Raw genomic sequence first — 25,461 nt, 5'->3', positions numbered from 1 at the left:
AGGATTGGGGATTGGGGACAAATCAATTCAAAATTCACGCATTCAAAATTCAAAATTAAAGAACTCCTGGAGAACAGAGGGGCGAATAAAGTTTTTTGACTTTTAATTTCCCTATAGGGGGGACTGGGAATTGGAGATTTTGAGTCTTTGAGATGGATGAACGAGTCTCTAGTTCTCCTTATCCCTTTTGTCTCCCTCATCTTCCCTGCTCCCCTGCTCCCTCACCCACCCATGTGTTTTTCCAAAATCTTTTCGGCTCTGGGTTTATAAATAAGATGAAATAAGGTTTCCATGTACCGATCTCTGGCTTCGTTATTTTCGGGAGCAACAAAGTTCCAAAAACTAAATATTTTAGCAAGCAGTAGTAATTGATTGCTATGTAAATGCCAATTATATTTGTGATGAATTCGCTGACTCATCCATTCTGATACTTCGTGCCAGTATTCAGCATCAGTATCGCATTGGTCAAGGAAGTCTAAAATTTTCTTTGCTGTTCCTTCTAAGTCCATAGGATTAAGATTAAATCCATTTTCCTGGTTCTCGATAATTTCTAAAGAACCACCAAATTGAGTAGCGAAACTAGGCAAGCCGGAAATCATCGCTTCCAAAATACTCCGCCCGAAAGATTCAAAGCGGGCAAAATGGACATAAATTCCCTGAGAATCTGCAACTACCCGGTAGGCTTCGCCGAGGTCGCTGCTAGGGATACGCATTCCCACCCAGCGAATCTTGCCATAGAGATGATATTGATCAATAATCTCATGCAATTTTTGAATTTCTTCTACTTCTTCTAGATTTGTAGCTTCATCTGGATGTAGTTTACTACTTAAAAGGATTAGGTTACAACGCTCTTGCAACGCCTGACTTTTACCAAAGCATTCAGCTAACCCAGTGAGATTTTTGACTGAGGTGATGGGAGCAAAGGCAAAGATTGGTCGCTTATTAGGGTGAGCTAAATGACCAAAGATTTGAGGGTCTTCGCGGTTAAAGAGTAAGTCGTGGACTTGGGTGCGAAGGTTAAAATCTCGTTTTTCTTTTTGGCTGTAGGGAAAGAAAATATTTTCATTTATTCCCGGCGGCACTAAGTTGAATTTAGGACTAAACAAATCAATCCCATCAACCACATGATACAACTGCGGCATCGTAAACCACTTGTACGACTCGTATTGACCTATGGTGTCTGGTGTACCGACAATTTCTTGGTAGGACGATGTGATGATAAAGTCGGCTGCATTCATGCTAATCAAATCGGCGGTGAATTGTGCCGAGAAGTGATATTGGTCTTCTAAATCTTGCCAATATAAATTGCTAAATAGATATTTAGGTTTTTCCAAGGAATGGGCAATGTTGCACTGGGTAACTTTCAGCCAGCGAGATAGAAGAAAAGCCACTAAATTACCGTCGCTGTAATTGCCGATAATCAGATTAGGTTTACCTTGGAATTGAGCTAGTAATTCTTTTTCTGCATCTAGAGCAAATTGTTCTAAATAAGGCCAAATCTCAAATTTAGAAATCCAATTGTTGGTAATTTCTGGATTGAATTCACCAAAAGGAACGCGCAATATCCAAGCATTTTCAGTATCTTGGACTTTTTCTAAGCGCAGGTTGCAAAATGTCCCTTCACAGTTAGGGATTAGCCGAGTGAGAATAATCACATGTGGTTTAATACCCAGCAGGTCAAGACCAGCGAGTTTGATTTCTTCACGCAGTTTGTTTTCTAAGCTGCGAGCTTGTTCGAGGACGTAGATAACTTGACCGAGTGTTTCATCTCGTCCCAAAACATCTTCCTGTCCCACCCAGCCGTGGATGGAAATGAGAACGACGCGAAAAACAGCAGGGACGCGGGCCACAAATGTTTCTAAGATGGCAGGTTCTGGGGAGTAAATGAGTCGATCGAGGAGTTCTAGAGTTTCAGAGATTCGCGCTGTAGTGTTACCCCAACCTGGTTCAAAGCCGAGTTGTTGGAGATCAAAGCGGAATTTTTCATAGGGTTCATTGGGTGAACGCTTACTCAGTAATTTCAGCGCTTGCTTAATTTGTTTAGCTAACTGAATACCTGAGGGAATGCGATCATTTAACAGCAGGCGAATATCATTGTATTGCAGCCTACGTAATGCTTGAAACAACATTTCTACCCAATATTGGGGGTCACTCAACAATTGATTACACAGGTAACGGTTGAGGAAGGCTAAACCTTGACCAATATTTCTGGCGTCATCGACTCTTGAGGAACCCTCATAGAAGGGCTGAAGGTCGATTTCCAGGATGTGGGGTTGGTAACGATTGACTAGGCGATCTCTCACATCTAGCAGCGCTTGAGGCGTCATCTGCTCGAACCTACTAAAGTTGGCTGTCAGTTTCCAAACTTCTTGGTTAGCAATCCTGGGTCGAACCACCAACCAAGTATTTTCCTCTTCCAAAATTATTTCGTGGGTGTAGTGTATCAGTTTGCCAACAGAAGAAGAGTAGTAAAAATAGGCTGGCTTTTGGGATTGATCACAGTAGTCGGCAAAGAAGAGTAAAATCTCATTTCTCAGGAAGTAACGCTTACCTGAAGCACTCAACGCATAAATCAACTGATGCAGAGCATCTTTTTCATCACTGTTAAAGATAGCTTGAAGTAGTTCATACATGATCAGGAATCTCAGAACTTTAGCTAGGTCACGACCTCATTTTTCTCTTCATGTTCTGTGAGGTACATTTCCCCGAAAATGGTAAATAATTATAAAAACCTTCGCGTCTAGCTCTGGGATGAAACACTGCAAGTCTATGGGATTAAAGCATTGGGCATTGGGCAGCAGGAGGTAAAAGAGTGGAGTTCTAAGCCTCGTTGACGCTGCGCGTAGCTTGCTTGTCTAGTAGGAGGTACGCTAACGACGGGAACCGCCTTTCCTTTTCTGCCTTAGGCTGCGTCAACGGAACGCTACGCGAAAGTGCAGTCCAAGGTAGAGAAGACTGCGACTTCCTTATCGCTACGAGTCTTTGCAGACTTTAACCAGATAAGTAGATCAACCTAATTAAACATCAAACGCTCAGGACATAAAAGCGCGACTTTTGATAAAAAGTTGGGGTTCTAGGTATTATGTTCATACCAATCTAATTTATGATCAAACTGGGTAAATATGGAACTTTCTTAGATAACAAGTGTCAACCTAGCTATTCTTAGAGAAAATTCACTTGAAGTTTGAAAGTGAATCGAATACCCTAAGCTAGTAGACAATTTTCTCAAAGAAATCTATGAACAAAAAAATTATCTTGAATTTGCTTTCCAGTTCCTCAATTTTTGTGTCGATGATGTCTACGCTAGCAGTATTTCATCCTGCCCATGCTAGTACTAGCATTACACAGAAACTAATGCACACACAAGACGGTCGTACTTGTATCACTAACCCACATGGGGGAAAAGATTTTGTGTGCATTCGAGATTCAGAGAGAAAGCAACCATATACCTCATCTACACGTTCCTCAACCACTGTCATATCAGTATCAGCTCAGAATGTTGCCATGTTGAACTTTACTGACGCGGAAAGCGATCGGGCAATTCAGTTATTTGGATGCGACTGTCCATACTGTATAAATTCTTTGCGTCAGTTGCAGGGTACTGGAAGCTTGGTGTACTAAGGTTGAAGAGAACTGTTCGCAAGGTATAACTTCTGTTAAATACACATGATTAATCATGTATAGAAGATATCCGAAACCAAAAAAGCATTTTTAACTACGTACCACTACTATTATTTGCTCAAATCTAAATTCATTGTTGAGAGGGTTTGTAATACTACTCCAAACCCCTGAAATTAATGTTGAGGAAGAAGACACAAAGATGAACAGACGCTCTTACGCTCAGTAATTATCAAATACTCTCTGTGCTTAAGAGCGTCCTGTTTATTCAACCACTTCATTCACAGGGAATCTATCAATCAACTGCATCGCCCGATAGGCATTACGCAAGAAAGAGTCTGGCAAATGGGGAACGTGGGGTATTTGCGATAATAAATCCAACGTCCGCCGTAAAATTCTCACCACATCGCCTTCATCCAAAGTGGTATTCTCACAGAGTTGTGTCCACTCCATTCCCAGCGCCCATTGTTCCACTATGGCAATTAACTCAAACTCCAACCATATAGGCAGCGCTACATTATACCGCCGTTGTAGTTGGAACATTTGGCGGCGAATTCCCTGCAATTTTTTCAAAGCTTCTGTTACTTCATTACTAAGTTCAAAGTTAACCTTGCTATCTGGACGGGGCGTTTCCATCACCAAAGCCGCTGCTGCTGCTGCTAAATGATGCGGATCTAAGTTGCCCAATTCACCACTAGCGAATACTAAACCCAGCCACAATTCATTCTCACCTCTAATGGCGGCAGCGATTCGCCCTAATTGTGTGGGGACTAAGTTATCCAAAGCGCCAAAGTATTGCAGAATTGCGATTAAATTGAGAAACTCTTCCCAATGACGTTGTGACTGTTGCTCTACTTGCCCTTGCAACTGTTCGAGTTCGGCTTCTAGTTCGACATAGCGGGACCGACGCTTGAAAAGGGTTGCAGCATTACCTGATTGATGTAGGGGATGAGCTTCTAATTGCTCTTGGACGGCAGCAGTGCGACTGAGTTGTTCTGCTACTTCTGGTGCCAGATGTAAAGATTCTATCGGATCGGGAATACGCACAGCGATCGCAAAAGTTTCTTCACTGCCACGGCGTGACTGTCCTGGCTTCAAAGGCATCTCTGGTGGTGGTAGCACATCAGGCGGCACCTCAACTCGCGGCAGTTCGGCATACAAATCGACTACATCCCCTGTGGTTGCTACATACCAGCGGTTATCGTGTCCCAAGCATACCAAGTAAGGAGCTTGACCAGAACCAGGCGATTTTCCCACTAACACTGCAGTTACGGGTGAAGACACTGTGATGTTTTTGCCTTTGAGACTTAACAGAGTTCCTGACACTGCAAAGCCCAACATCATCCCCAATTCTTCTTGTCTATCTGAGAGTGCTTGCTCTTGCAGGGTTTTCAATATCTGGCGTTCCACTTTCAGGCGTTGCCGCAATTTTTCATAAACAGCCAGTTCATTTTCATCAACTGCGGCGATTTGCTCATGAAGTTGAGCTAATTGTGTTTGCAGTTCCGCAATTTCATCATATTCTGGTCTTAAATGCAAGGTGGCCATGTACTGCCCAAAGCTGCGCTCTATCAGTTCCCTGGTTTGCTCTAGGGTGTGGGTTTGCAGCAAATTGAGTACCATGCCATAACTGGGCGTAAACTGGCTGACTAAGGGATCTGGCTTGGATGTTCCCAAATACGCGGCTTCTTTGGCTCCTTCAAAGGGAGTTTGGACTGTCACCACATGACCTTGTTTATCCATCCCCCGGCGGCCTGCTCGTCCCGCCATTTGCAGGAATTCGGAAGCGTTCAACAGGCGGTGTCCAGTGTCGGTACGCTTGGAAAGGGTGGAAATTACCGTTGTCCGGGCGGGCATATTAATTCCCGCTGCTAGTGTCTCGGTGGCGAATACTACTTTAATCAACCCCTGCTGAAATAGTTCTTCTACCAGTGCTTTCCAAGCAGGCAAAATTCCAGCGTGGTGGGCAGCAATTCCCCGGTACAGGGGGGCAATTTGTCCAGAACGCCCTGCTTCGGGATTGCGGGCTAAAAAGTCATCAATCTGTTCCCGTAAAATTTGGGACTCTTCACTATTTACCAGCCATAAATCTCCCACTTCCGCCACTGCTTTATCACATCCCCGGCGACTGAAGATAAAGTAAATCGCTGGTAGCATATCCCGTTGCTCTAACTGGCTCAAGGTAAAAATTATGCCAGGAGGCTCAGGTCTACCACTTCTCCCCTTCTCCCTTTCTCCCCCTCTCCCCTTCTTCTTCTGAAGTCGGGGGTTAATTTTGGTTTTACTATCATTCAGTAGGGGAAATAACCCTTTGGGATTGCAAAAGTGAAATTCCAAGGGTACTGGGCGAAAATCGGAGTAAATTAGGTCAGTTGGGCCGTGAACGCGATTTAGCCAATCGGTGAGTTGATCGCTGTTGGCAACCGTTGCTGAAAGGGCTGCCAGTTGCACTTCACGGGGACAATAGATTATTGATTCTTCCCAAACTGTACCGCGCTGGCGATCGTTCATGTAGTGGCACTCATCAAGTATCACCGCTTCAACGTCTACCAATGAGATGCCGACTTGCCCAATGGGTGTGCCATAGAGCATATTTCGGAAAATTTCTGTGGTCATCACCAAAATCGGTGCATCTCTGTTAATAGAAGCATCTCCAGTTAACAGTCCTACTTGATCAAACCCGAATTTTTCTCGAAAGTCACGTAATTTTTGATTCGACAGCGCCTTCAGTGGAGTAGTGTAAAATACACGTTTTCCTCGCGCTAGGGCACGATAAATGGCGTATTCCCCTACTAATGTTTTGCCCGAACCTGTGGGCGCACATACGACTACGGAGCGTCCGGCGTTTAGGGACGCGATCGCTTCTTTTTGAAACTGATCCAGTTCAAAGGGAAATATAGACCCTAAGTCAAGTTCTGGAGACGGCGCAGGATAATTCACTCAATCACATTGGCAACCAGATTGTTTACTATACTAACGAGTCTTTTGTCAACTTCGTTAGGGATTGTGGATTGGGTATAGAGAAGAATTTTAGTAGCTAGTCCCCAGTCCCCAGTCTCTTATTTTCCCAGTTCTTGCGATCGCTCTGTGGCAGCTTTTACTGCTTCAATTAAAGCTGAACGAAATCCTGCTTGTTCTAGCTTGGCAATCCCCGCAATCGTTGTACCGCCGGGACTGGTAACACGATCTTTGAGTTCTGCTGGGTGCATTTTGGTTTCCTGCAACAGTTTCGCTGTTCCCAGGACAGTTTGCAAGGCTAGTTGATTGGCAATTGCTCTAGGTAAACCTGCGGCTACTCCGCCATCAGCAAGTGCTTCTAACAACAGCGCTACGTAAGCCGGGCCGCTACCAGATAGCCCTGTGACTGCATCCATCAGCGCTTCTGAAACTTCCACAACTTCCCCCACAGCAGAAAAAACTTGCTGTGCTATTTGGTGATGCTTGGGACTGGTGTATGCACCTGAACAAATCGCGGTAATTCCCGCTCCCACAGTTGCTGGGGTGTTGGGCATTGCTCTAATAACTGGCAATTGCACAAATGCAGCTTCTAACTGACTTAAAGGTACACCTGCCAAGATAGAAATGATCAGCGGTGAGTGTTGTATATTCAGAATATGAATATGTGCTAATTCTTGAGCGATCGCGCTAAACACCTGCGGTTTCACTGCCAAAAACACAACTTCTTTTGCTTGAGTGAAAACCTGGCTATTATCTGTTGTCACAGCAACATCATATTGCTGTTTTAAAAAATCTAGGCGTGAAGGTAGCGGTTCGCTAACTATGACTTCTGATGATTGATAAATTCCACGGGTGAGCAGGCGGGATAAGAGCGCTTCTCCCATTACCCCACCACCAATTAAGCCAAATTTTATAGTCATTGATCATTAGTCATTAGTCATTGGTCACTAGTCATTAGTCATTGGTCATTAGTCATTGGTTACAACCAACAATGAACAAATGACAAAAACAGAAGTCTGCTGAACGGAGGCTTGCGACCATCATAACTTCAAAGACAAATGACAAAGGACAAAGGACTAACAACTAATTTAACTTTATTGTGCCATCCGGTTAGTTTCGTTGCCCCAGGTTTGATTTGGAGAACCTGTAGGACGAGAGGGACGTGCTGGCGGTTGTGGTACTTCATGAAGAACGCCACCTTGGGTGCTAACTTGGACACAGCTTGGCGTAAACAAAAAGATGCTCTCGCCAATGCGCTCTTGATGTCCATCTAGTGCGTAAGTACCACCTGCAACAAAATCTACTGCTCGTTGAGCTTGATCTGGATCCATGATTGTCAGATTTAATACCACTGACTTGCGTTCTCGCAACGCTTGAATTGCCTGGGGCATTTCTTCAAAGGTGCGTGGTTCGAGTACTAAAACTTCCGAAATTCCGTTAATTGCTCCTGGCATACCAATCACATTCCCCATTGGCTTTGAACCTGCTGCTATATCATCTCCCATTGTAGGCACTGGTTCCCGCCAGCGTCGATTTTGAGCGGCTGTGCTCTCTTGGGGTGCTGGTTGGGGATTTTCTTGCTGATACAGGTTTTGGTAATTATTATCTGTATCTGGTTCTTCTTCGTAATACTCGTATTCCACTTGCTCATTTAGACCCACAAAGTCTCTGAGTTTGGAAAATATATTGTTCATTGCGTGTGTACTCTCCTGGTGCGAATTGCCAGTATTGACTTGGCTTAGGATTGATTGAGCTAGGAGCGATGCCTACGGCGGTAAACTACGCTACATCGGTGGATACTTCAGCAAGTCTATTGCTAGTTGTAGCCCATATTACGGGTTTTGGCGATGAACTGACACTTGTTGGAAAGGTCTGTGCATCGCCTAAACAGAATAATGAGTCAAGATTATATCCTAAGGTTTGTCCGAAGGAAAGTTCTTTATACCCCATTTTCCCTTGGCTATTGCTCTTGTCAATACTATATCCTTTGTTTCCAATTGCACCAGTCTGTGACAAAATTCTTGTCATCAAATCCTGAGCTTTATTAATACTGAAGAGCAAGGTTGATGACTAATAAGCTAAGAGCGATCGCCAAACAATATGGTTCCTAATCGTACCATCGTAGCGCCTGCTTGCACTGCCAGTTCGTAGTCGCCTGACATACCCATAGACAGATGCTGCATTTTAATGTGCGACCAGTTTTGCTCCTGGATTTCTTTTGCCAGCTCACGATTGAGATTAAACACACTTAAAATTTCGGAATCATTTAATCCGGAAGGCGGAATTGTCATCAAACCTTGAATTTGTAAATTTTTGTATTGATTGAGTGTAGGTAAATCAGCCAACAGTTCTGGCACACTCCAACCAGACTTGTTAGGATCGGGGAGAATTTTCACTTGCAGGCAAACCTGGGGACTCACTCCTAGCTGTTGCGCCAATTGATCTAAGCGCTGTGCCAGCTTCAAATTATCGACGGAGTGAATCCAATGGAATTGTTCGATGGCTTTTTTGGCTTTATTACTTTGCAAATGTCCAATAAAGTGCCAGGTAATATCCGGTAAGTCTTGCAACTCGGCTTGTTTGCTGGCGGCTTCTTGGATACGACTCTCCCCAAAATCACGAATTCCTGCAGCATAGGCAGACCGAATGGCCTGGGCAGAAACTTGCTTACTAACAGCAATCAATCGGACTGAAGTTGGCAGTGAGGAGCGAATGATAACAATACGTTCGGAAATCGAACTGCTCATTGGAAGGTGCGTTGGAAAACACTCTGAAGCTGATCGTACTCCTGAGATTGTCCACTGCGACGCAGGGTACGTAAGCGATTTTCTAACATCATTCTAGCCTCAGTACGTCCTAGAGACTGAAATTTAACACCTTTAACGTCATTTGCTACCAAAAAAAATAAGCGCTGGGCATAAAGTGTGGTGAACAAATCCTGGTTCTCATCAACCATACAGATTTTGTAGAGTAAACCCCAAGTTGGATGGTTTATGTAAGTTTCTGCGTTTTCTGGAGTCATTTCAGAGTCAAGGTGTAGTCAAGGTGGGAGTATATATATCTTTTCGCAGTGAATTCCGAACATTCAGACGATAATACCAACATTCGCCAGAATATTTACTTAAAATGCAAAACTGCGGTTACGAAGACCTTGATCTAGTTTTGAATAGGCAGATGAAGCTAGTGGTAGTGAGGCGAAGTGGTACAACAGAAGCCGCGAAGCATGGATTTTAGAGAGTAGAGGCTGGTCGATAAACATCACCATCTGCTTTGATGACTTCAATTTCCTAATCTGTCGGGACAAGCACAAAACAATCCTGATCCTCTTGTTAAAAGTTTGGCGTTGCAAGGAAAAACACCCTTTGAAGTTCCTAACGGCAACAGCGAACTTTTCAACTTCTTTCCATACTGCCACAACTGTCGCCCAATGGCGCAAAATAGCTAACTTAACACGAGAGTGAGGAGTGAGGAGTGGAAAGAAAACTATTCCCTATTACCTGTACCCTTATTGAGAATTCAGCATTTTCAGTGCTGCCAGTTGTGCCTGAGCTTTGTGCAGAGATTCATACCATTCTCTCTCAGGATTGCTGTCTGCGACAATTCCTGCGCCAACTTGTCCCCAGACAATGTTAAGTGCTGAGTGTTGGGAGATGAGTCTTGAGTGGGGAGATGAGGAAGAATTTTCTCTCCCTTCTGGGGACGCAGGAGCCATTAGCAGGGTGCGGATTAAGATATTTAAGTCTAAATGACCGCGCCAATCTAAATAGCCACAGGAACCGTAGAACAAGCTACGCCGCACGGGTTCTAATTCTTCAATAATTTCCATGCAACGGACTTTGGGGCAACCTGTGATTGTGCCACCTGGGAACGTGGCCCGAATCAAATCGATGGTAGTGTAGTCGCCTTTTAAAGTACCTTTGATGTTGCTGACAAGATGCATCACATGGCTATATCGCTCGATTGTCAGCAATTCGTCAACAGTAACCGTTCCCCATTCACAAACTCGCCCTAAATCATTACGTTCCAAATCCACTAGCATGATGTGTTCTGCAAGTTCTTTGGTGTTGCTGAGTAAATCTTGTGCCAGTTGAATATCTTGTTCTAGTGTGACACCACGCGATCGCGTCCCAGCAATCGGTCTGGTTTCGGCTTGTTGATTTTGCAACATTACTAAACGTTCCGGCGAACAACTGATCACTTCCCCCCAAGGCGTCTGCCAATAGCTAGCAAAAGGAGAAGGATTGATTTTTTGCAAGGCTTGGTAAATTTCCCAACCAGAAGCCGATGTAAACGCTTGAAATCGCAACGAAAGATTTGCCTGAAAGATGTCTCCAGCTTGAATATATTTTTTCGCCTGGTTTACAGCTGTTTCATAATCTGCCTGAGATGTCAAAAAATCAGGGAGGGAGGGCGAGAGGCCAGACAAGGAAGATGAGGGAGAAAATTCTACTTTTTTCCCCTTGTCCCCTTGTCTGTTCTGCAATTTCTCCTGTAATTCATTGAGTCCACTTGCATCACTGGCGGCTAGCCAAAGAATTTGTTGGACATGATCCAAAACGGCAAAACAATCTGGTTCATACCAAAAAGCTATGGGAAATGGCAGGGGATCAATTTTATCACGGGGTAGCTGTTCAATTTCCCATGCGACATCGTAGCCTAGCCAACCCAACCAACCGCCGATGAAAGGGAGGTGAGGAGATGGAAGAGATGGGGAAGCAGGGGGAGGAAATTTCTTTTTGTCCCCCTCATCCCTCCTTATGCTTTGCTGTAACAACTTTTCTAGGAAGGGAAAAACCTTTCCTACTTGTGGTGTCCACATTTGTGGAATACCATCGACTATGCGAGGAGTACCTGCACAGATAGAATATCGGCTGAGTTGGGGATGGTCGATTGGCGTTGGGTAGGGACTTTCCAGTAGGGTAGCAATTCCCGGTGCGGCGGTGGGGCGAAAAAGAGCAGCAAAAACTTCCGAACCTGTGCGCTTTTCTAAGGGTAGCGATCGCCAATACCAAGCCTTGGTCATACTGTTTAAAAGCGTTGTCAATAGTTGGTTGACAGTTTTCAGTAGTGAGTACAAATAACTTACTACTACTGACCACTGACAAAATGCAATTACCTATTACCTATTACCATTTTATCGGTGCAAAATTAGACTTCAGTTCCGATAGCTAGCCGTATTCCCCAGAATAAGATTAAAGTTGCAATAGCAAGCCAGTCACGCCCTTTTAATCGTAAATCGTGCCACTGGACTCGATGCTCGTTGGGACTGGTAAAACCTCGCACCATCATTGCATTCGCCATTTGCTCGGCTCGTAAGAGCAGATTTTCTAATAATCTTTCTGCGACTATCATCCAAACCTTAAATGCTCCTTTTAATCCCAGCTTTTTCCAATTAATTGCCCTTGTCATCACAGAGCGAAATAAGTTTTGCACTTCTTCTAAAACCAGGGGAATAAAGCGCAAGGACAAGGTTAAAGTTAAAGTAATTTCTGTGACAGGTAACTTGAAGCGTCGCAGGGGTTGCATTAAGCTTTCTATACTAGATGTGATTTCTTCTGGTGCAGTTGTCAGCAGATACAGGTTAGTGCTGTAAATTACGGTAAATATAAGTGTACTCAGGCGTACTGCCAAACTCAAGGAGTAACGAGTCACTTTAACCGGGCCTTTGTGAAATAGCACGTAGCTGTATTTTTTTTTCTCAACTGCTGGCTCTTGAACAAGATTATTAGAGTTTGCTGGCTGGGTTAGTATTTGTTCGTTAGCTGGCAGGCGTGGCTGATAATCTACACCCAATCCATCAGGACTGAGGGCTGCGATCGCTAAGACAAAAAACGATAGCATTAATAGCCAACCCATTTGCTGCTGCCATACTCGTCGGGGAATTTTAGCAATTAAAGTGGCAATAACCAATATTACCACCAGCAGCACCCGCCAAAAGTTGTTAGCCAAAACATAGCTTGTTAAAAAGCTCATCAACCAAGCAAACTTGACTCGCGGATCGATTTTATGCAGCCAAGTTTGGGGTTGTTCTAAATAAAGTCCAAGTGGCAGCGATCGCAATAAATCCATGTTTAGTCATTATTCATTATTCATTAGTCATTAGCCAAAAAACAAATGACTAATGACAAGTGACAATTATTATACGTGAGTTACTCGATTAACATGAGTCATTAGTCATTATGCAAAGGACAAATGACTAATGACAAGTGACAATTATTACACGCGAGTTGCTCTATTAACATTACCACTTTCGACATCACGGACTTTTTTACTCCGCCACAGTAAAATAATTGGCGTGCCTTTAAATCCTAGCTGTTCCCGGAATTGGCGTTCAATATAGCGGCGGTAGTTGTCGTTGAAGCGTTTGGAATCATTGACAAAGAGGGCGATCGTTGGTGGTTGGCTACTTACTTGTGTACCATAATAAATCTTGCCCTGACGTCCACCACGGGATGCTGGCGGTGAATGCCAGCTCACAGCATCTGTTAAGACTTCGTTAATTACTGATGTGCTGACACGACGTTTGTGTGATTCAGCCGCCGTTTTTACCAGCTCTAAAATCTTTTCTACCCGTTGTCCTGACAAGGCGCTAACAAAGATTGTTTCTGCCCATTCAGTAAAATGTAACCGTGATTGCAGAGTTTTTTCGTAGTCGTAGATTGTATGAGAGTCTTTTTCGACGGCATCCCACTTATTAACGACGATGATGCAAGCTCGACCTTCCTCGATAATCCGCCCAGCTAATTTTTGGTCTTGCTCAGTAACTCCATCTACAGCATCTAGTACTAATAAAACCACGTCAGCGCGGCGAATCGCTTTGAAAGCACGGTTAATACTAAAGAATTCTGTGCCGTATTCGATGTGTTTCTTTTTGCGAATGCCGGCGGTGTCAATCAAGCGGTAGCTTTGTCCGTTTCGTTCAATGACGGTATCAATAGCATCGCGGGTTGTGCCAGAAATTGGGCTGACAATTGCCCTCTCTTCCCCGACAAATGAATTGAGTAAGCTCGATTTGCCCACATTCGGGCGTCCCACAATTGCTACTTTGATTTCATTAGTTTCTGGGATGTCTTCAATAGTAGGTATGTGATTAATTAACTCGTCGAGTAACTCTCCTGTGCCACTGCCATGAATTGCGGAAATGGCGTAAGGTTCGCCCAATCCCAATTCCCAAAATTCCGCAGCTTGGATTAAGCCTTGTTCTAAAGATTCACATTTATTTACAGTTAGTAGCACAGGTACGGGTTGTTGACGCATCCATTCGGCGATTTCTAAATCTGCCAATGTGGGACCTGTTTGACCATCTACTACAAAAATAGCGGCACACGCTTCTGCAAGGGCTGTCATTGCCTGTTGGCGAATCAGTGGTAAAAATTCGGTATCATCATTAAAAACTAAACCACCAGTATCTACAACTAAAAATTCGCGATCATTCCAGAAAGCTGGCATGTAAGTGCGATCACGTGTCACTCCCGGTTCATCATGGACAATCGCCGTTTGTTCCCCGGCGAGTCGATTAACCAGGGTGGATTTGCCCACATTTGGGCGTCCGATAATTGCAACAATTGGCAGTGCCATAAAACCAGGGTAAGTCAGAGACGTAGTATATCACGTACTTACATTTTACTCACTTTAAACTTGAAGTTTTAATAATTTCCCAATCATCTGAAGCGATCGCCAGCCTTGGGCAAACTAACAGCAAGACCGAGAATATAGTAGTCGCCGCCAAGGGGATTAAACCTTGATACGCTCCAATACACCAACTAAGGGCTAGTACCGCAAGGCGGAAGTCAAAAGTCAAAAGTCAAAAGTCAAAATGAATACAGCATAAGCGTTTCATTGATTTGGAATAGGTGGCTTATTTATGCCGTGCTTTACTAGGTAAGCTGTTGTGTTTTTAATTTGCACATTGAGACGGCAGAGGAGCAGAGGAGAGGGTTTGCAGGTTTTACCGAACAGATTATGAGGCAACTTATAGGCGCGACAGCTTATAACTTCAATAAATTTGTGATTTGCTGCTCGTGAAAAGTACCCGTGGGGGTACTTTTTAAATTTAATTGGATATTTTATACAACTGATAAGGGTTTTAGTGAATGTCCTAAAACCTATGATATCCGGTTATCTTGTGCATAGAATAAAGATTTTCAACCAACATAAAAGTGGGGAAATAAACCAAAATCCCAATCATTATTATCTGAGCAGTTTAGAAATCATAGCTTTAGGAGATACAAATAATCATGACTCGTAACTTATATGCTTTGCTAGTTGGTATTGACAATTATCCTGATTTAAATCATCGACTTCAAGGTTGTGTAAACGACATTACAGCAATAGAAGAGTATCTTAACGAACGGTTTGATCAAAAAGAATACCAATTACATTTACAAACCCTTAAGAATGACCAGGCAACCCGTAAGGCAGTCATTGATGGTTTCCGGAAGCATCTTCGTCAAGCTGGGCAAGATGATATAGTTTTGTTTTACTACAGTGGTCACGGTTCTCAGGAGTTGGCACCAAAAGAATTTTGGCACTTAGAGCCAGACCATCTTGATGAAACCTTAGTATGTTATGACAGTCGTACCGAAAACGGCTGGGATTTGGCAGATAAAGAATTAGGAAAACTCATTGCCGAAGTAGCAGAAAAAGACCCGCACATTACCATTATTATGGATTGCTGCCACTCTGGTTCCGGCACTAAAGACCCATTGCAAGAGACAGGAATACGTCGCTTCCCTACAGACAAGCGAGAACGCCCACTGGATAGTTTTATTTTTTCTCTCGTCGACTTAAGGCAACTTTCAGATTCCCGTGACCCAGAAAAACATCCCAGTGGGTGGAAGATACCCAAAGGTCGTCATGTACTTCTATCTGCTTGTCGAGACTACGAAACAGCGAAGGAATACTACGGCGGTGACAAACACCGGGGTAGTTTCTCTTATTTTTTGATGGATACGCTTTCTAAAGCTAACGGAAAGCTAACTTATCGAGATTTGTTTGGGCGGACAAATGCCATCATCCGCAGTAAAATTACAGCCCAATCTCCTCAGTTGGAAGTGAATAATCCTGAGGATGAAAACAAGTTTTTCCTTGATGGAGCGATCGCAGAACGTCACCCCTACTTTATTGTTAAAAATGACCCAAACTATGGCTGGATAATTGATGGTGGTGCTGTCCACGCAGTGCAGCCACCCAAAGACGGCGAAATCACTTTACTAGCACTATTTTCCTTTGACGCCAATATCGAAGACCTGCGTGACCCAGCAATGTCTGTGGGTACAGCAAAAGTGACTAGGGTGCTACCAACGCAGAGTCAGGTAGATATTAAAGATGTGCCAAACCTCACTGCTGATGGTACTTCTTTTAAAGCAGTTGTCACCAGCCTACCGCTACCACCTTTAGGGGTTCACATTCAGGGAGATGAAGCTGGTGTAACTCTCGCACACCAAGCATTAGTAACAGCTGGACTTGATGGTAAAGCTTCACCCTATGTGCGTGAGGAGAAAGAAGTTGGTAAAGCCGAGTTTCGCCTACTTTGTCGTGATCAACAGTATTTGATTGCCCGACCTACAGATGACCGACCTCTAGTAGCTCAAATTGATGGTTATAGTCCAGACAATGCAAAACAGGCAATTGAACGTTTAGAACATATTTCCCGTTGGACAACAATTGCAGAACTCTCAAATCCAGCAGCTGAGATCAGAGCCAATGATGTAGAGATGAAACTGCTCTTTGAAAATGAAGAATCATCTCAATTGCCGCAGATGCGTTTACAGTATACGTATAGGGATGGTAGGTGGCAAAATCCGGAATTTCAACTGAAACTCACCAATAAAAGTCAGATGCCACTTTACTTTGGCTTAGTCAACCTTTCTGACAGTTTCGCTATTAGCGCCCCATTTTTTGAAGCAGGTAGCATCAGGCTGCAACCAGGAGAATCAGCACTGGCTTTAGACGGCGAAAATTTGATACTCGAAGTTCCAGACGAGTTGTGGTCACAGGGAATTACTGAATATAAAGACATGATTAAATTGATAGTCAGTCATGAGGAATTTGATGCTAAATTGCTGACTCAGAATAAACTTGATGCTCCTCGTCCACCTGCCATAAGAGAATTAGAATCTGCAAATCAAAGTAGTCTTGACCGTTTGATGAATCGAACTCAAAATCGTGAAATCAAAGCCAAAAGTGCAGCAAAGTATGATGATTGGTATGTACAAGAAATTAGCATTACCACTGTACGTCCTTTAGACTCTACCCCAGTTTCTCAGACAGAACAAAAATTATTAGGAGCAGGGGTAAAATTACAAGTGCATCCAAACTTGGTGGCAAATGCTCGCCTAACTACGACACCGCAAGTCAGCCGAGATTTAGGAAATCAAATTTTACCCCCTATCCTGCGAGAAGATGCAAAAGTTACTCGACCTTTCCAATTTACTACCAGTCGAGGTACTGACCCGGGATTAAGTGTATTGGAATTGAACGAAATTCAAGATTATACAGTTGTCACTCCAGATGCACCTTTAAAGTTATTAGTAGATGCACCATTAGCAGACAATGAATATCTTCTTGCTGTTGGCTATGATGGGGAATTTTTCTTACCTTTAGGTCGCGGTCAAACAACTCAAGATGGCAAAACAGAAATTGAGGTAGAACGATTACCAGCTCCAGTTAATCAGGGAGAACGTAGCCTGCAAGGGTCTATTCGCATCTTCTTTGAAAAAGTAATCAATCGGTCTTTTGGACGAGAATTTGAGTATCCCATTTTAGCGGTGGCTGAGGTAGGAGACGACAAGAAAGTAACCTATAAAAGGAATGTGGTTGATGTTCAGCAGCGAGTCGCACAAGCAAAACGAATTGCCCTCTACATTCACGGCATTATTGGCGATACTGAAAGTTTAGTCAACACCATTAAACACCCCGTATTGCAAGCAGATGGACAAAAGCGTTCCATCAGTGAACTTTTCGATGTAGTTCTCACCTTTGACTACGAAAATCTGAATACTTCAATTAAAGAGAATGCTGAAAATTTAAATCGGCGGCTAAAAGAAGTGGGTTTAGGAGCAAACCACAGTAAAGAGCTGCACATTATTGCTCATTCAATGGGAGGTCTAGTTTCCCGTTGGTTTATTGAGCGAGAAGGAGGTAATAAAGTTGTCCAACATTTAATTATGTTGGGTACACCAAATGCAGGTTCTCCTTGGCCAGTTGTTGAAGATTGGGTAAAACTGACTTTGGGTATTGGACTCAACAGACTTTCTACACTTGCTTGGCCCGTAACAGTGCTGACAGGTTTGATGGGAATTCTGGAAAAAAATATTAGAGTAGCCCTAGCTGAGTTAAACCCAAACTCTGATTTTCTCAAATCTTTGGCAGCAAGTGAAGATCCTGGCATTCCTTACTCGATTATCGCTGGTAACACATCTATTATTCCGGCAGCATTAGAGCAGCAGCTAGAGAAAAAATCAAGTGTTTTAGAACGGCTAGAGCAAAGTTTATTTAAGAAAGTTGTAAATTTACCTTTTTTTGGTGTACAGAATGATATTGCAGTCACTGTAGATAGTATCCAGAATATTCCCAAAGGGCGATCGCTTGCGCCCTTTGTTCAAGAAGTAGCTTGCGACCACCTAAGTTACTTTGGTACGCAATTAACAGATGTTGGGTTAGACGCTTTGATTAAAGCGATCATTGCCCAACAAAACAAGGAGACAGTTGAAAGGCAAAAATAAGCATTTACTTTTATTATTGTTGCCTTGAGAAATTATCTACCAATACAGTTAACTTAAGGATTGTTTGTAGAGATTTGATATGTGTAGAGACGTTGCATTGCAACGTTTAAAAGGCAGGTTATTAGTCGTACAACTTATCTTAACTTAAAAGTATTGTTTTAAAGGCATCAGACTTGACCGAAAACGAAAAGGATACAAGCCTCTAAATTTATTTATGGGGATCATTAATTTTGAATTTTGAATTTGAAGCGTTCGCACAGCGTCTCGTAGAGAAGCGACGTGATGCTGTGTATGTGCGTGAGATTTTCATAAGTATTCAACTGGAATTAATATTAGATGAGGACCACTAATGTTTATGCATAAATTCAACCGCAATTTTGCGATTATTATCGGTATCAATGACTATGCAAATGGTATTAGAGAGTTAGAAACAGCGGTTTCTGATGCTCACAAACTTGCTCAAATTGTCCAAAAGCAACATCAGAATCTTAAACAGCAATATCAAGCACAAAATAAATATGAAGTCCAGTTGCTATTGAATAAACGTGTTACCCTTAGCAAACTCAAACAACTGATTAAAGACTTCAAACAAGGACAAATAGCTTTTGACAACGAAAAAGTGGTAGTTACCGAGAGCGATCGCATCCTCTTCTATTTTGCTGGACATGGTATCGCTTTAGAGGCTCTAGAAAATCAAGAGGGGCCAGTAGGTTATTTGATTCCGCAAGATGCCACTTTAGGAGATAGTAATACCTACTTGCCGATGCAGGAGTTACATGATGCCCTGAATGAACTCCCTTGTCGGCACATGTTAGCAATTTTAGATTGCTGTTTTGCAGGCGCTTTTCGTTGGGCAAGTCTCAAGCGAGAGATTCAACCCAAAGTCACAGTCTATAAAGAACGCTACGATCGCTTTATCAGCGATGCAGCTTGGCAAGTAATTACTTCCGCAGCAGACGATCAAAAAGCCTTGGATTCTTTGGGTGTGCGGGGGGAAGTAAAAGAAGGTAACGAGGTTCACTCTCCCTTTGCCAAAGCACTTTTTGATGCCCTACGCGGAACTGACAAAAAAGCTGACTCGAATGATGATGGCATCGTTACGGCAACTGAACTGTACTCGTATTTGCGAGATCAAGTTGAAGTTGTCACAGAAAATAATTACAAGCGGCAAACTCCAAGTCTGTGTCCTTTGAGAAAACATGACAAAGGAGAATTCATCTTCCTACTACCTAATTTTGACCGAGATAAATTGGAGGATGCACCATCACTTAATCTCAAAAATAATCCCTATCGAGGATTGCAATCTTATGACGAAAAAGACAGTAACTTGTTTTTTGGTAGAGAAAACCTGATTGAAAACCTATACCAAAAAGCAGTTGCTAACCAACAGCCATTGACATTAGTTTTAGGTGCATCTGGAACGGGTAAATCTAGCTTAATGAAAGCCGGATTGTTACACCGTCTACGTCATTCCCAGGAGCATAAGTTTCAGATTTTAGATCCCATGCGTCCAGGGGAAAGTCCTTTGCAGGCTTTAGCACAGGTGTGTTTACCAATTGCAAATACAATTACTGCTTCACAATTGGTAAAAGACGAGCAAGCTTTAGTAAACATCATTGAAAGTTGGAGCAAGATTAATCCCCAGATTAAGTTATTGCTGGCAGTTGATCAGTATGAAGAGTTAATCACCCTGTGCAAGAGTGACGAACAACGAGAGCAGTTTCAGAAATTGATCAAGAATGCGATCGCTAAATATCCTGACAAAATCCATGTAGTTATCACCTTGCGACTCGATTTTGAGGGTCAGTTTCAAAACTCTATACTCAAAGACTTTTGGAATGATGATACCCGATTTGTCGTCCCGCCAATGACCCAGGATGAATTCCGGGAAGCAATTGAGAAACCAGCGTCTGAAAAAGTGGTATATTTCGACCCTCCCAGCCTGGTGGATGAACTGATCAACGAAGTTGTACAAATGCCAGGTGCTTTACCCTTACTTTCTTTCACCCTCAGCGAATTGTACCTGAAATATTTAGAGGAACGAAGGGACAACCGCGCCTTAAAAAAGGAAGATTACGAAGAGTTGGGAAGAGTTGTTGGTTCTCTAACCAAACGTGCTAACCAAGAATACGATCAACTAGTTGCTTCAGACCCCGCTTATGAAAACACAGTACGGCGGGTAATGCTGCGAATGATTTCATTGCAGGGTGGCGACTTAGCAAGGCGACAGGTTCCCAAGTCTGAACTAATTTACTCTGACAAGAAAGAAAGCGATCGCGTGCAAACAGTCATCAAACGTTTTTCTGAAGCCCGCTTAATCATTGAAGGTTCTAATTCTCAAGGCGAACCCTATGTAGAGCCAGCCCATGATGCTTTAGTACAGGGATGGGATAAATTACTCAAGTGGAAAAAAGAAGAAGACATAATTTTACAACGGCGGCTGACACCGGCTGCCGAAGAGTGGGAAAGTGTCGCCAGCAAGGAACAGCCATCAGGTTTGCAAGCCAAAGTTGAAACTGTAATTGATCGGTTAGATCGCTGCTTCTACGTTGTTGAAAACTTATCTTGCAAATTTAGTAAAAAAATCATAACTTTGCTTGTTCAAGGATTACAGCAAAGACAGCATCAACAAGAGCGTTTGAGGGAGAAACCTATACAGTTTCTTTGGAATAGTAATCCTTATCTTGATGTATTGAATCAGAAACTCCAGTCTCATGACAATTGGTTTAATAAGTTAGAAACAGAATTTGTCCAACAAAGTGTTTTACAGAAACGCCGGAACATTAGTTGGCGATGGCGGATTGCGATCGGAGCCAATGTTATTTTTCTCGTGTTAACTGTTTTGGCGCTGATTAGTCAAAGAAATGCAAAAATTGGTGAAACCAGTGCTTTTAGAGAAACGGCAGAAGCAAAGCTACAGCAGCAAGGGTTAGATGCATTAATTTATAGCCTACGAGCAGGAAGGTCACTACAACACCCACTGTTGCGATTATTTAGTCCGGGTGAACAGCTACAAAATCAAGTGACAGGAACGCTGCAAGAAGCAGTTTATTCAGTCCGAGAACGCATTCGCATGGAAGGGGCTAAAGGCACAGTTAGAAGCTTTCTTAGTCCAGATAATAAGCTTCTGGCTAGTGCTGGAGATGACGACACTATCCGCCTGTGGGATTTAAAAGGTCATCTTGTAAAAAAATGGTCAGCAGAGCAAGACTTGGTCACTAATCTTACTTTTAGTCCAGATGGCCAACTAATAGCTACTGCCGGCCGTGATGATACCGTCCGCCTGTGGAACTTACAAGGTCATCTTGTTGTAAAAAAATTGTTAGCAGGTCAAAGCTTTGTCAAAAGTATCAGTTTTAGCTCAAATGGTCAGCTTTTAGCTACCGGAGGAGCAAACGATACTGTCCGCTTGTGGGACTTACAAGGCAATCCCATTGGGCAACCCTTTACAAGAAAACTTGTGCCTCAACAACAAGAAAAGCTAGTTTGGGGCGTAGCGTTCAGTCCAGACGATAAAATCATCGCTAGTGCTGGCGATGACGGTTTTATTAGCTTGTGGAACTTGCAAGGCCAGCTGTTGAGAGAATGGGAAGGAAAGCAAGACGATATCAGCAGCATCAAATTTAGCCCGGATGGTCATCTACTAGCGACAGCAGGAAAAGATAATACTATCCGCCTCTGGAACTTGCAAGGTCAACAATTAGGAGAGCCATTTAGAGGGCATCAAGGTAGAATCTGGAATGTGGCATTCAGCCATAATGGTAAGCAAATAGCCAGCGCTGCTGGAGATGGGACTGTCCGTGTGTGGGACTTACAAGGTAAGCAGTTAGATATATTTCAAGGGCATCAAGGGCCTGTCAGAAGTGTCAGTATCAGCAAAAATGGCCAGCTAATAGTTAGTGCTGGCGATGATGGTACTGTCCGTGTGTGGAATTTAAACGACCAGCAGGCACAATTTAGAGAGCATCATCAACATACAACAGTCCGCAGTGTCAGTTTTAGTCCGGATGGTCAGCGAATAGCCAGTGCCGGAGATGATAATACTGTCCGCTTGTGGAACTTGCAAGGTCAGCAATTAGGAGAGCCATTTCAAGGTCATCTAGGCAAAGTCCTCAGCGTCAGTTTTAGTCCGGATGGTCAACGCATAGCTAGCGCCGGAGATGATGGTACTGTCCGCTTATGGAACTTGCAAGGTCAACAGTTAGCACAGCCATTTCGAGGTCATCGAGGCAAAGTCCGCAGCGTCAGTTTTAGTCCGGATGGTCAACTCATAGCCAGCGCCGGAGACGATGGTACTGTCGGCTTGTGGAACTTGCAAGGTCAACAGTTAGCACAGCCATTTCGAGGTCATCTAGGCAAAGTTAACAGCGTCAGTTTTAGTCCGGATGGTCAGCGAATAGCCAGCGCCGGAGACGATGGTACTGTCGGCTTGTGGAACTTGCAAGGTCAACAGTTAGCACAGCCATTTCAAGGTCATCTAGGCCCTGTTTATGACACAGCGTTCAGTCCAGATGGTAAGCAAATAGCCAGCGCCGGAGATGATGGTACTGTCCGCTTATGGGACTTGCAAGGTCAACCAAATCATCAGCCATTGCAGGTACCTGGCATCAAACTAAAAGCCGTGGCGTTTAGCCCCGATGGCAAGATGATTGTCGGTAGTGGGGAGAAAGGTAAAGTGCAGTTGTGGAATTTACAAGGTGAAAAGTTTGCAACTTGGATAGGGCATCGAGGTTCTCAAATCGAGAGCGTTAGTTTTAGCCGCGATGGAAAGTTACTAGCTACCGCAGGTGATGATGGTATCGCTCAACTGTGGCACATTCAATCATTCGATGATCTGATACAAGGGGCCTGCGATCGCCTTGGTGACTATTTGCAGAATAACCCTAATGTGGAGAGCGAGCGCCATCTCTGTAATAATTTACCATCAACCCCTGTAAATCCAGACAAGTAAGGTAAAAGCGATTTCTACGACGAGCTACGCCTACGCTAAATTTTTATAAATAAATAAAAAAGGTAGGATTTCCTACCTTTTACCCAAAAAAAGCATTTTGTAACCAAATACCAATTTAAATATCACACAAGCTTTTGACGAATCTATTGCAAAACTATGACGAGTGTATGACACTTAATTTGCAATTGACTTCGCTATTACTCCCAGTTGTAACCCAGGCGGATAGCTACCTTCTTCTTTTATCCGCTTAATTTCAGCATCTGTCATTCGCAAATTTAACTTTTGTGCCAACGATCGCACAATATCTCCCCGATCAATTACACCAGCTACAGCGCCAGCGGGAGAAAGCACGGTAATTCGAGGTAACTGCTCATTTTCCAGCTTGTTAATTACCTCAGCTATCGATGTTGATTCCACAATAGTAGGTATTTCTGTCAGGGGATGCACAATGCTGTGTAAAGTTTGGGTTTCCCATTCACTCCTTTGAGTTAAACGGAAATCGTCAATGGAAACTAGACCGCGGTAACGTCCATCAGAAGCCGCAAAATAAACCTGTGAGGGAGCGCTTTCCAACAAGTATAAATCAGCAAAAGAGCGTAATGTTTGGTCAGCATCAATTACCCGAAAGTCACGAGTCATCGCATCAGCCGCCACTACCTTGAGTAGGCTTTCTTGCAATGTAGTCACCTTGTCATAGCTGTTGGCGTTGCGGACAGCAAACCAACCTAACAGCGCAATCCACAAACCAACTACTAACTCTCTTGTCAAGAAATCTACAACAAATCCTAAAGCGATCGCACCATAACCCAAAATTTGCCCCGCCTTTGCAGCCCAGTGTACGGCTTGAAAACGATTCCCTGTTATTTGCCATAGTGCTGCTTTTAACACTTGTCCCCCATCTAGAGGTAAGCCGGGAATCAGGTTAAATAGAGCCACTACCAAGTTAATTCTCGCCAAATCTCCGACCATGACACTGAGTGGACTAGTATCCGGTATCACAGTAACTATCAGGCGGAGCAGGAAAAAGAGTATGATACTCACCAAAGGACCAGCGATCGCTACTTGAAACGCTTTGAAAGGAGTTTTAGATTCTTCTTCAATAGCAGCAATCCCGCCAAATAGAAATAGGGTAATTGAATTAACTTTAATGCCTTGCGATCGGGCTACCAAGCTATGACCCAACTCATGTAACAACACTGAACTAAATAGCAACAGTGCCATAACGATTCCAGCACTCCAAGCTATAACAGTCCCCCATTCTTGATAAGCTACCCCAAAGTTGAGAGTTGCCAACCCTAAAATTACAAACCATAACGGGTCTAAAAACAGGGGAATTCCAAATAAAGACCCAATTTTCCAATTTGTTTGCATTACATTGTCCTAAAACTAGATATCTTCAGTAGTTTTTATACCGAGATACTACACATAGTTGTATACACATTTATTTTGAGCATCAATTCGGTAGTGCCGAGTGACGAAATGCTCTTATTTCTAGAATAGATAATTAATGTCTGTTGGGCATTGGGGAGTCAGTCGCACGGGCGGGCCTCCGTTAGCGTAGCGGTAGCGACGCAGGAGCGTCACTGGCGTCATTGGGCATTAGGCATAAGTTATTTCTTCTACCCCCTGCCTCCCCCTCATATTAAGTGTGTCACATTGAAAAAATAACATTGATGACATTATGGTTCTTTCTCCTGCATCAATTAACTAAATAAGTCTTAGAAAAAGGATTAGTCCCGTCTCTAAAGCCACGTAAATCCTCGGCTGATGAAGTAGTTGAATCCTCTCTCAAGGGGAAGGTTAATACCTCTCTCCTCAGTTAGAGTGACTACACAAAGGCTGACTGGCTAATGCTTATGAGTTATCTTGCTGAAGAAAGAACCAAAATGGCTTTTAGGAGTTTTGTATTGAGCGCAACGTTACTTGTAACGCCTCTCTGGTCACAAAACTACAGACGACCGATGTTAGTCAGTCCTAAAACGATACCAATGCCGATAATATGACCAAAAGCCATCGCTGCAACGAATGTTGGAATACTAATCGGCAGGATAGGGAACTTGGGGCCAACTAGGGGTTTTTCAATCTTAGTACTTAGCAAAACTACTACTAAGCTGCTGACGCTGATGATCACCCCTACTATAGGATTCCACGCAGGTGTCGCGGGAACAGATGCAGCTGCTGCTAATAAAATAGATGAAATCAAGCTTT

Annotated in this window: 16 protein-coding genes; 3 read left to right on the top strand and 13 right to left on the bottom strand. The window is 43.3% G+C overall.

Features of this window, described 5'->3' with window-relative positions:
- Positions 1-221: 221 nt before the first annotated feature.
- Positions 222-2,633 (bottom strand): sucrose synthase, encoded by a 2,412-nt coding sequence (locus V7L29_RS31010; protein ID WP_334737899.1) that lies wholly within the window; start codon positions 2,631-2,633, stop codon positions 222-224.
- 604 nt (positions 2,634-3,237) lie between these two features.
- Between V7L29_RS31010 and V7L29_RS31005 the strand changes: the two genes are divergently transcribed.
- On the top strand, positions 3,238-3,621 hold the full coding sequence (locus V7L29_RS31005) for a hypothetical protein (protein WP_334688810.1): 384 nt from the start codon (positions 3,238-3,240) through the stop codon (positions 3,619-3,621).
- 261 nt (positions 3,622-3,882) lie between these two features.
- Here V7L29_RS31005 and V7L29_RS31000 read toward each other — a convergent pair whose 3' ends face one another.
- From V7L29_RS31000 to V7L29_RS30955, 10 genes are all read right to left on the bottom strand, one after another.
- Positions 3,883-6,558, bottom strand: a complete 2,676-nt coding sequence (locus V7L29_RS31000; protein WP_334737898.1) for a DEAD/DEAH box helicase — start codon at positions 6,556-6,558, stop codon at positions 3,883-3,885.
- A gap of 119 nt (positions 6,559-6,677) precedes the next feature.
- On the bottom strand, positions 6,678-7,496 hold the full coding sequence (gene proC, locus V7L29_RS30995; RefSeq protein WP_334688808.1) for a pyrroline-5-carboxylate reductase: 819 nt from the start codon (positions 7,494-7,496) through the stop codon (positions 6,678-6,680).
- Between the two features lie 174 nt (positions 7,497-7,670).
- Complete coding sequence (locus V7L29_RS30990; RefSeq protein ID WP_334737897.1) at positions 7,671-8,270, bottom strand: cell division protein SepF; 600 nt, start codon at positions 8,268-8,270, stop codon at positions 7,671-7,673.
- 85 nt (positions 8,271-8,355) lie between these two features.
- The gene (locus tag V7L29_RS30985) at positions 8,356-8,604 is read right to left on the bottom strand and encodes a hypothetical protein (protein WP_334737896.1); all 249 of its coding nucleotides are present in this window, start codon (positions 8,602-8,604) and stop codon (positions 8,356-8,358) included.
- 50 nt (positions 8,605-8,654) lie between these two features.
- Positions 8,655-9,323 (bottom strand): YggS family pyridoxal phosphate-dependent enzyme, encoded by a 669-nt coding sequence (locus V7L29_RS30980; protein ID WP_334737895.1) that lies wholly within the window; start codon positions 9,321-9,323, stop codon positions 8,655-8,657.
- Positions 9,320-9,598, bottom strand: coding sequence for a transcriptional coactivator PipX (gene pipX, locus V7L29_RS30975; RefSeq protein ID WP_229451666.1), 279 nt, complete (start codon positions 9,596-9,598; stop codon positions 9,320-9,322). The genes V7L29_RS30980 and pipX overlap by 4 nt, the downstream gene beginning before the upstream one ends.
- A 483-nt stretch (positions 9,599-10,081) precedes the next feature.
- Complete coding sequence (locus V7L29_RS30970) at positions 10,082-11,599, bottom strand: anthranilate synthase component I (RefSeq protein ID WP_334737894.1); 1,518 nt, start codon at positions 11,597-11,599, stop codon at positions 10,082-10,084.
- Positions 11,600-11,724: 125 nt separating this feature from the next.
- Positions 11,725-12,645 carry an energy-coupling factor transporter transmembrane component T family protein gene (locus V7L29_RS30965; protein WP_334737893.1) on the bottom strand — a complete coding sequence of 307 codons (921 nt, stop codon included), beginning with the start codon at positions 12,643-12,645 and terminating at the stop codon, positions 11,725-11,727.
- A 147-nt stretch (positions 12,646-12,792) separates the two neighbouring features.
- Positions 12,793-14,154, bottom strand: a complete 1,362-nt coding sequence (gene der / locus V7L29_RS30960) for a ribosome biogenesis GTPase Der (protein ID WP_334737892.1) — start codon at positions 14,152-14,154, stop codon at positions 12,793-12,795.
- Positions 14,155-14,203: 49 nt separating this feature from the next.
- Entirely contained in the window at positions 14,204-14,377 is a 174-nt protein-coding gene (locus tag V7L29_RS30955) for a hypothetical protein (protein ID WP_334737891.1), read from the bottom strand.
- A 436-nt stretch (positions 14,378-14,813) separates the two neighbouring features.
- Between V7L29_RS30955 and V7L29_RS30950 the strand changes: the two genes are divergently transcribed.
- Entirely contained in the window at positions 14,814-18,302 is a 3,489-nt protein-coding gene (locus tag V7L29_RS30950) for a caspase family protein (protein WP_334737890.1), read from the top strand.
- A gap of 355 nt (positions 18,303-18,657) precedes the next feature.
- Positions 18,658-23,253, top strand: a complete 4,596-nt coding sequence (locus V7L29_RS30945; protein ID WP_334737889.1) for an nSTAND1 domain-containing NTPase — start codon at positions 18,658-18,660, stop codon at positions 23,251-23,253.
- Between the two features lie 174 nt (positions 23,254-23,427).
- Here the strand turns inward: V7L29_RS30945 and V7L29_RS30940 are convergent, their stop codons facing one another.
- Both V7L29_RS30940 and psaK read right to left on the bottom strand, forming a co-directional pair.
- On the bottom strand, positions 23,428-24,624 hold the full coding sequence (locus tag V7L29_RS30940; protein WP_334737888.1) for a site-2 protease family protein: 1,197 nt from the start codon (positions 24,622-24,624) through the stop codon (positions 23,428-23,430).
- Between the two features lie 577 nt (positions 24,625-25,201).
- Positions 25,202-25,456, bottom strand: coding sequence for a photosystem I reaction center subunit PsaK (gene psaK / locus V7L29_RS30935; protein WP_334688800.1), 255 nt, complete (start codon positions 25,454-25,456; stop codon positions 25,202-25,204).
- Positions 25,457-25,461 lie beyond the last annotated feature (5 nt).

Origin of the sequence: Nostoc sp. (assembly GCF_036916575.1) — a bacterium.
Lineage (GTDB): Bacteria > Cyanobacteriota > Cyanobacteriia > Cyanobacteriales > Nostocaceae > Nostoc.
Note: the sequence above shows the minus strand (reverse complement) of the source record. Positions and strands in the feature narration are given on the sequence as shown.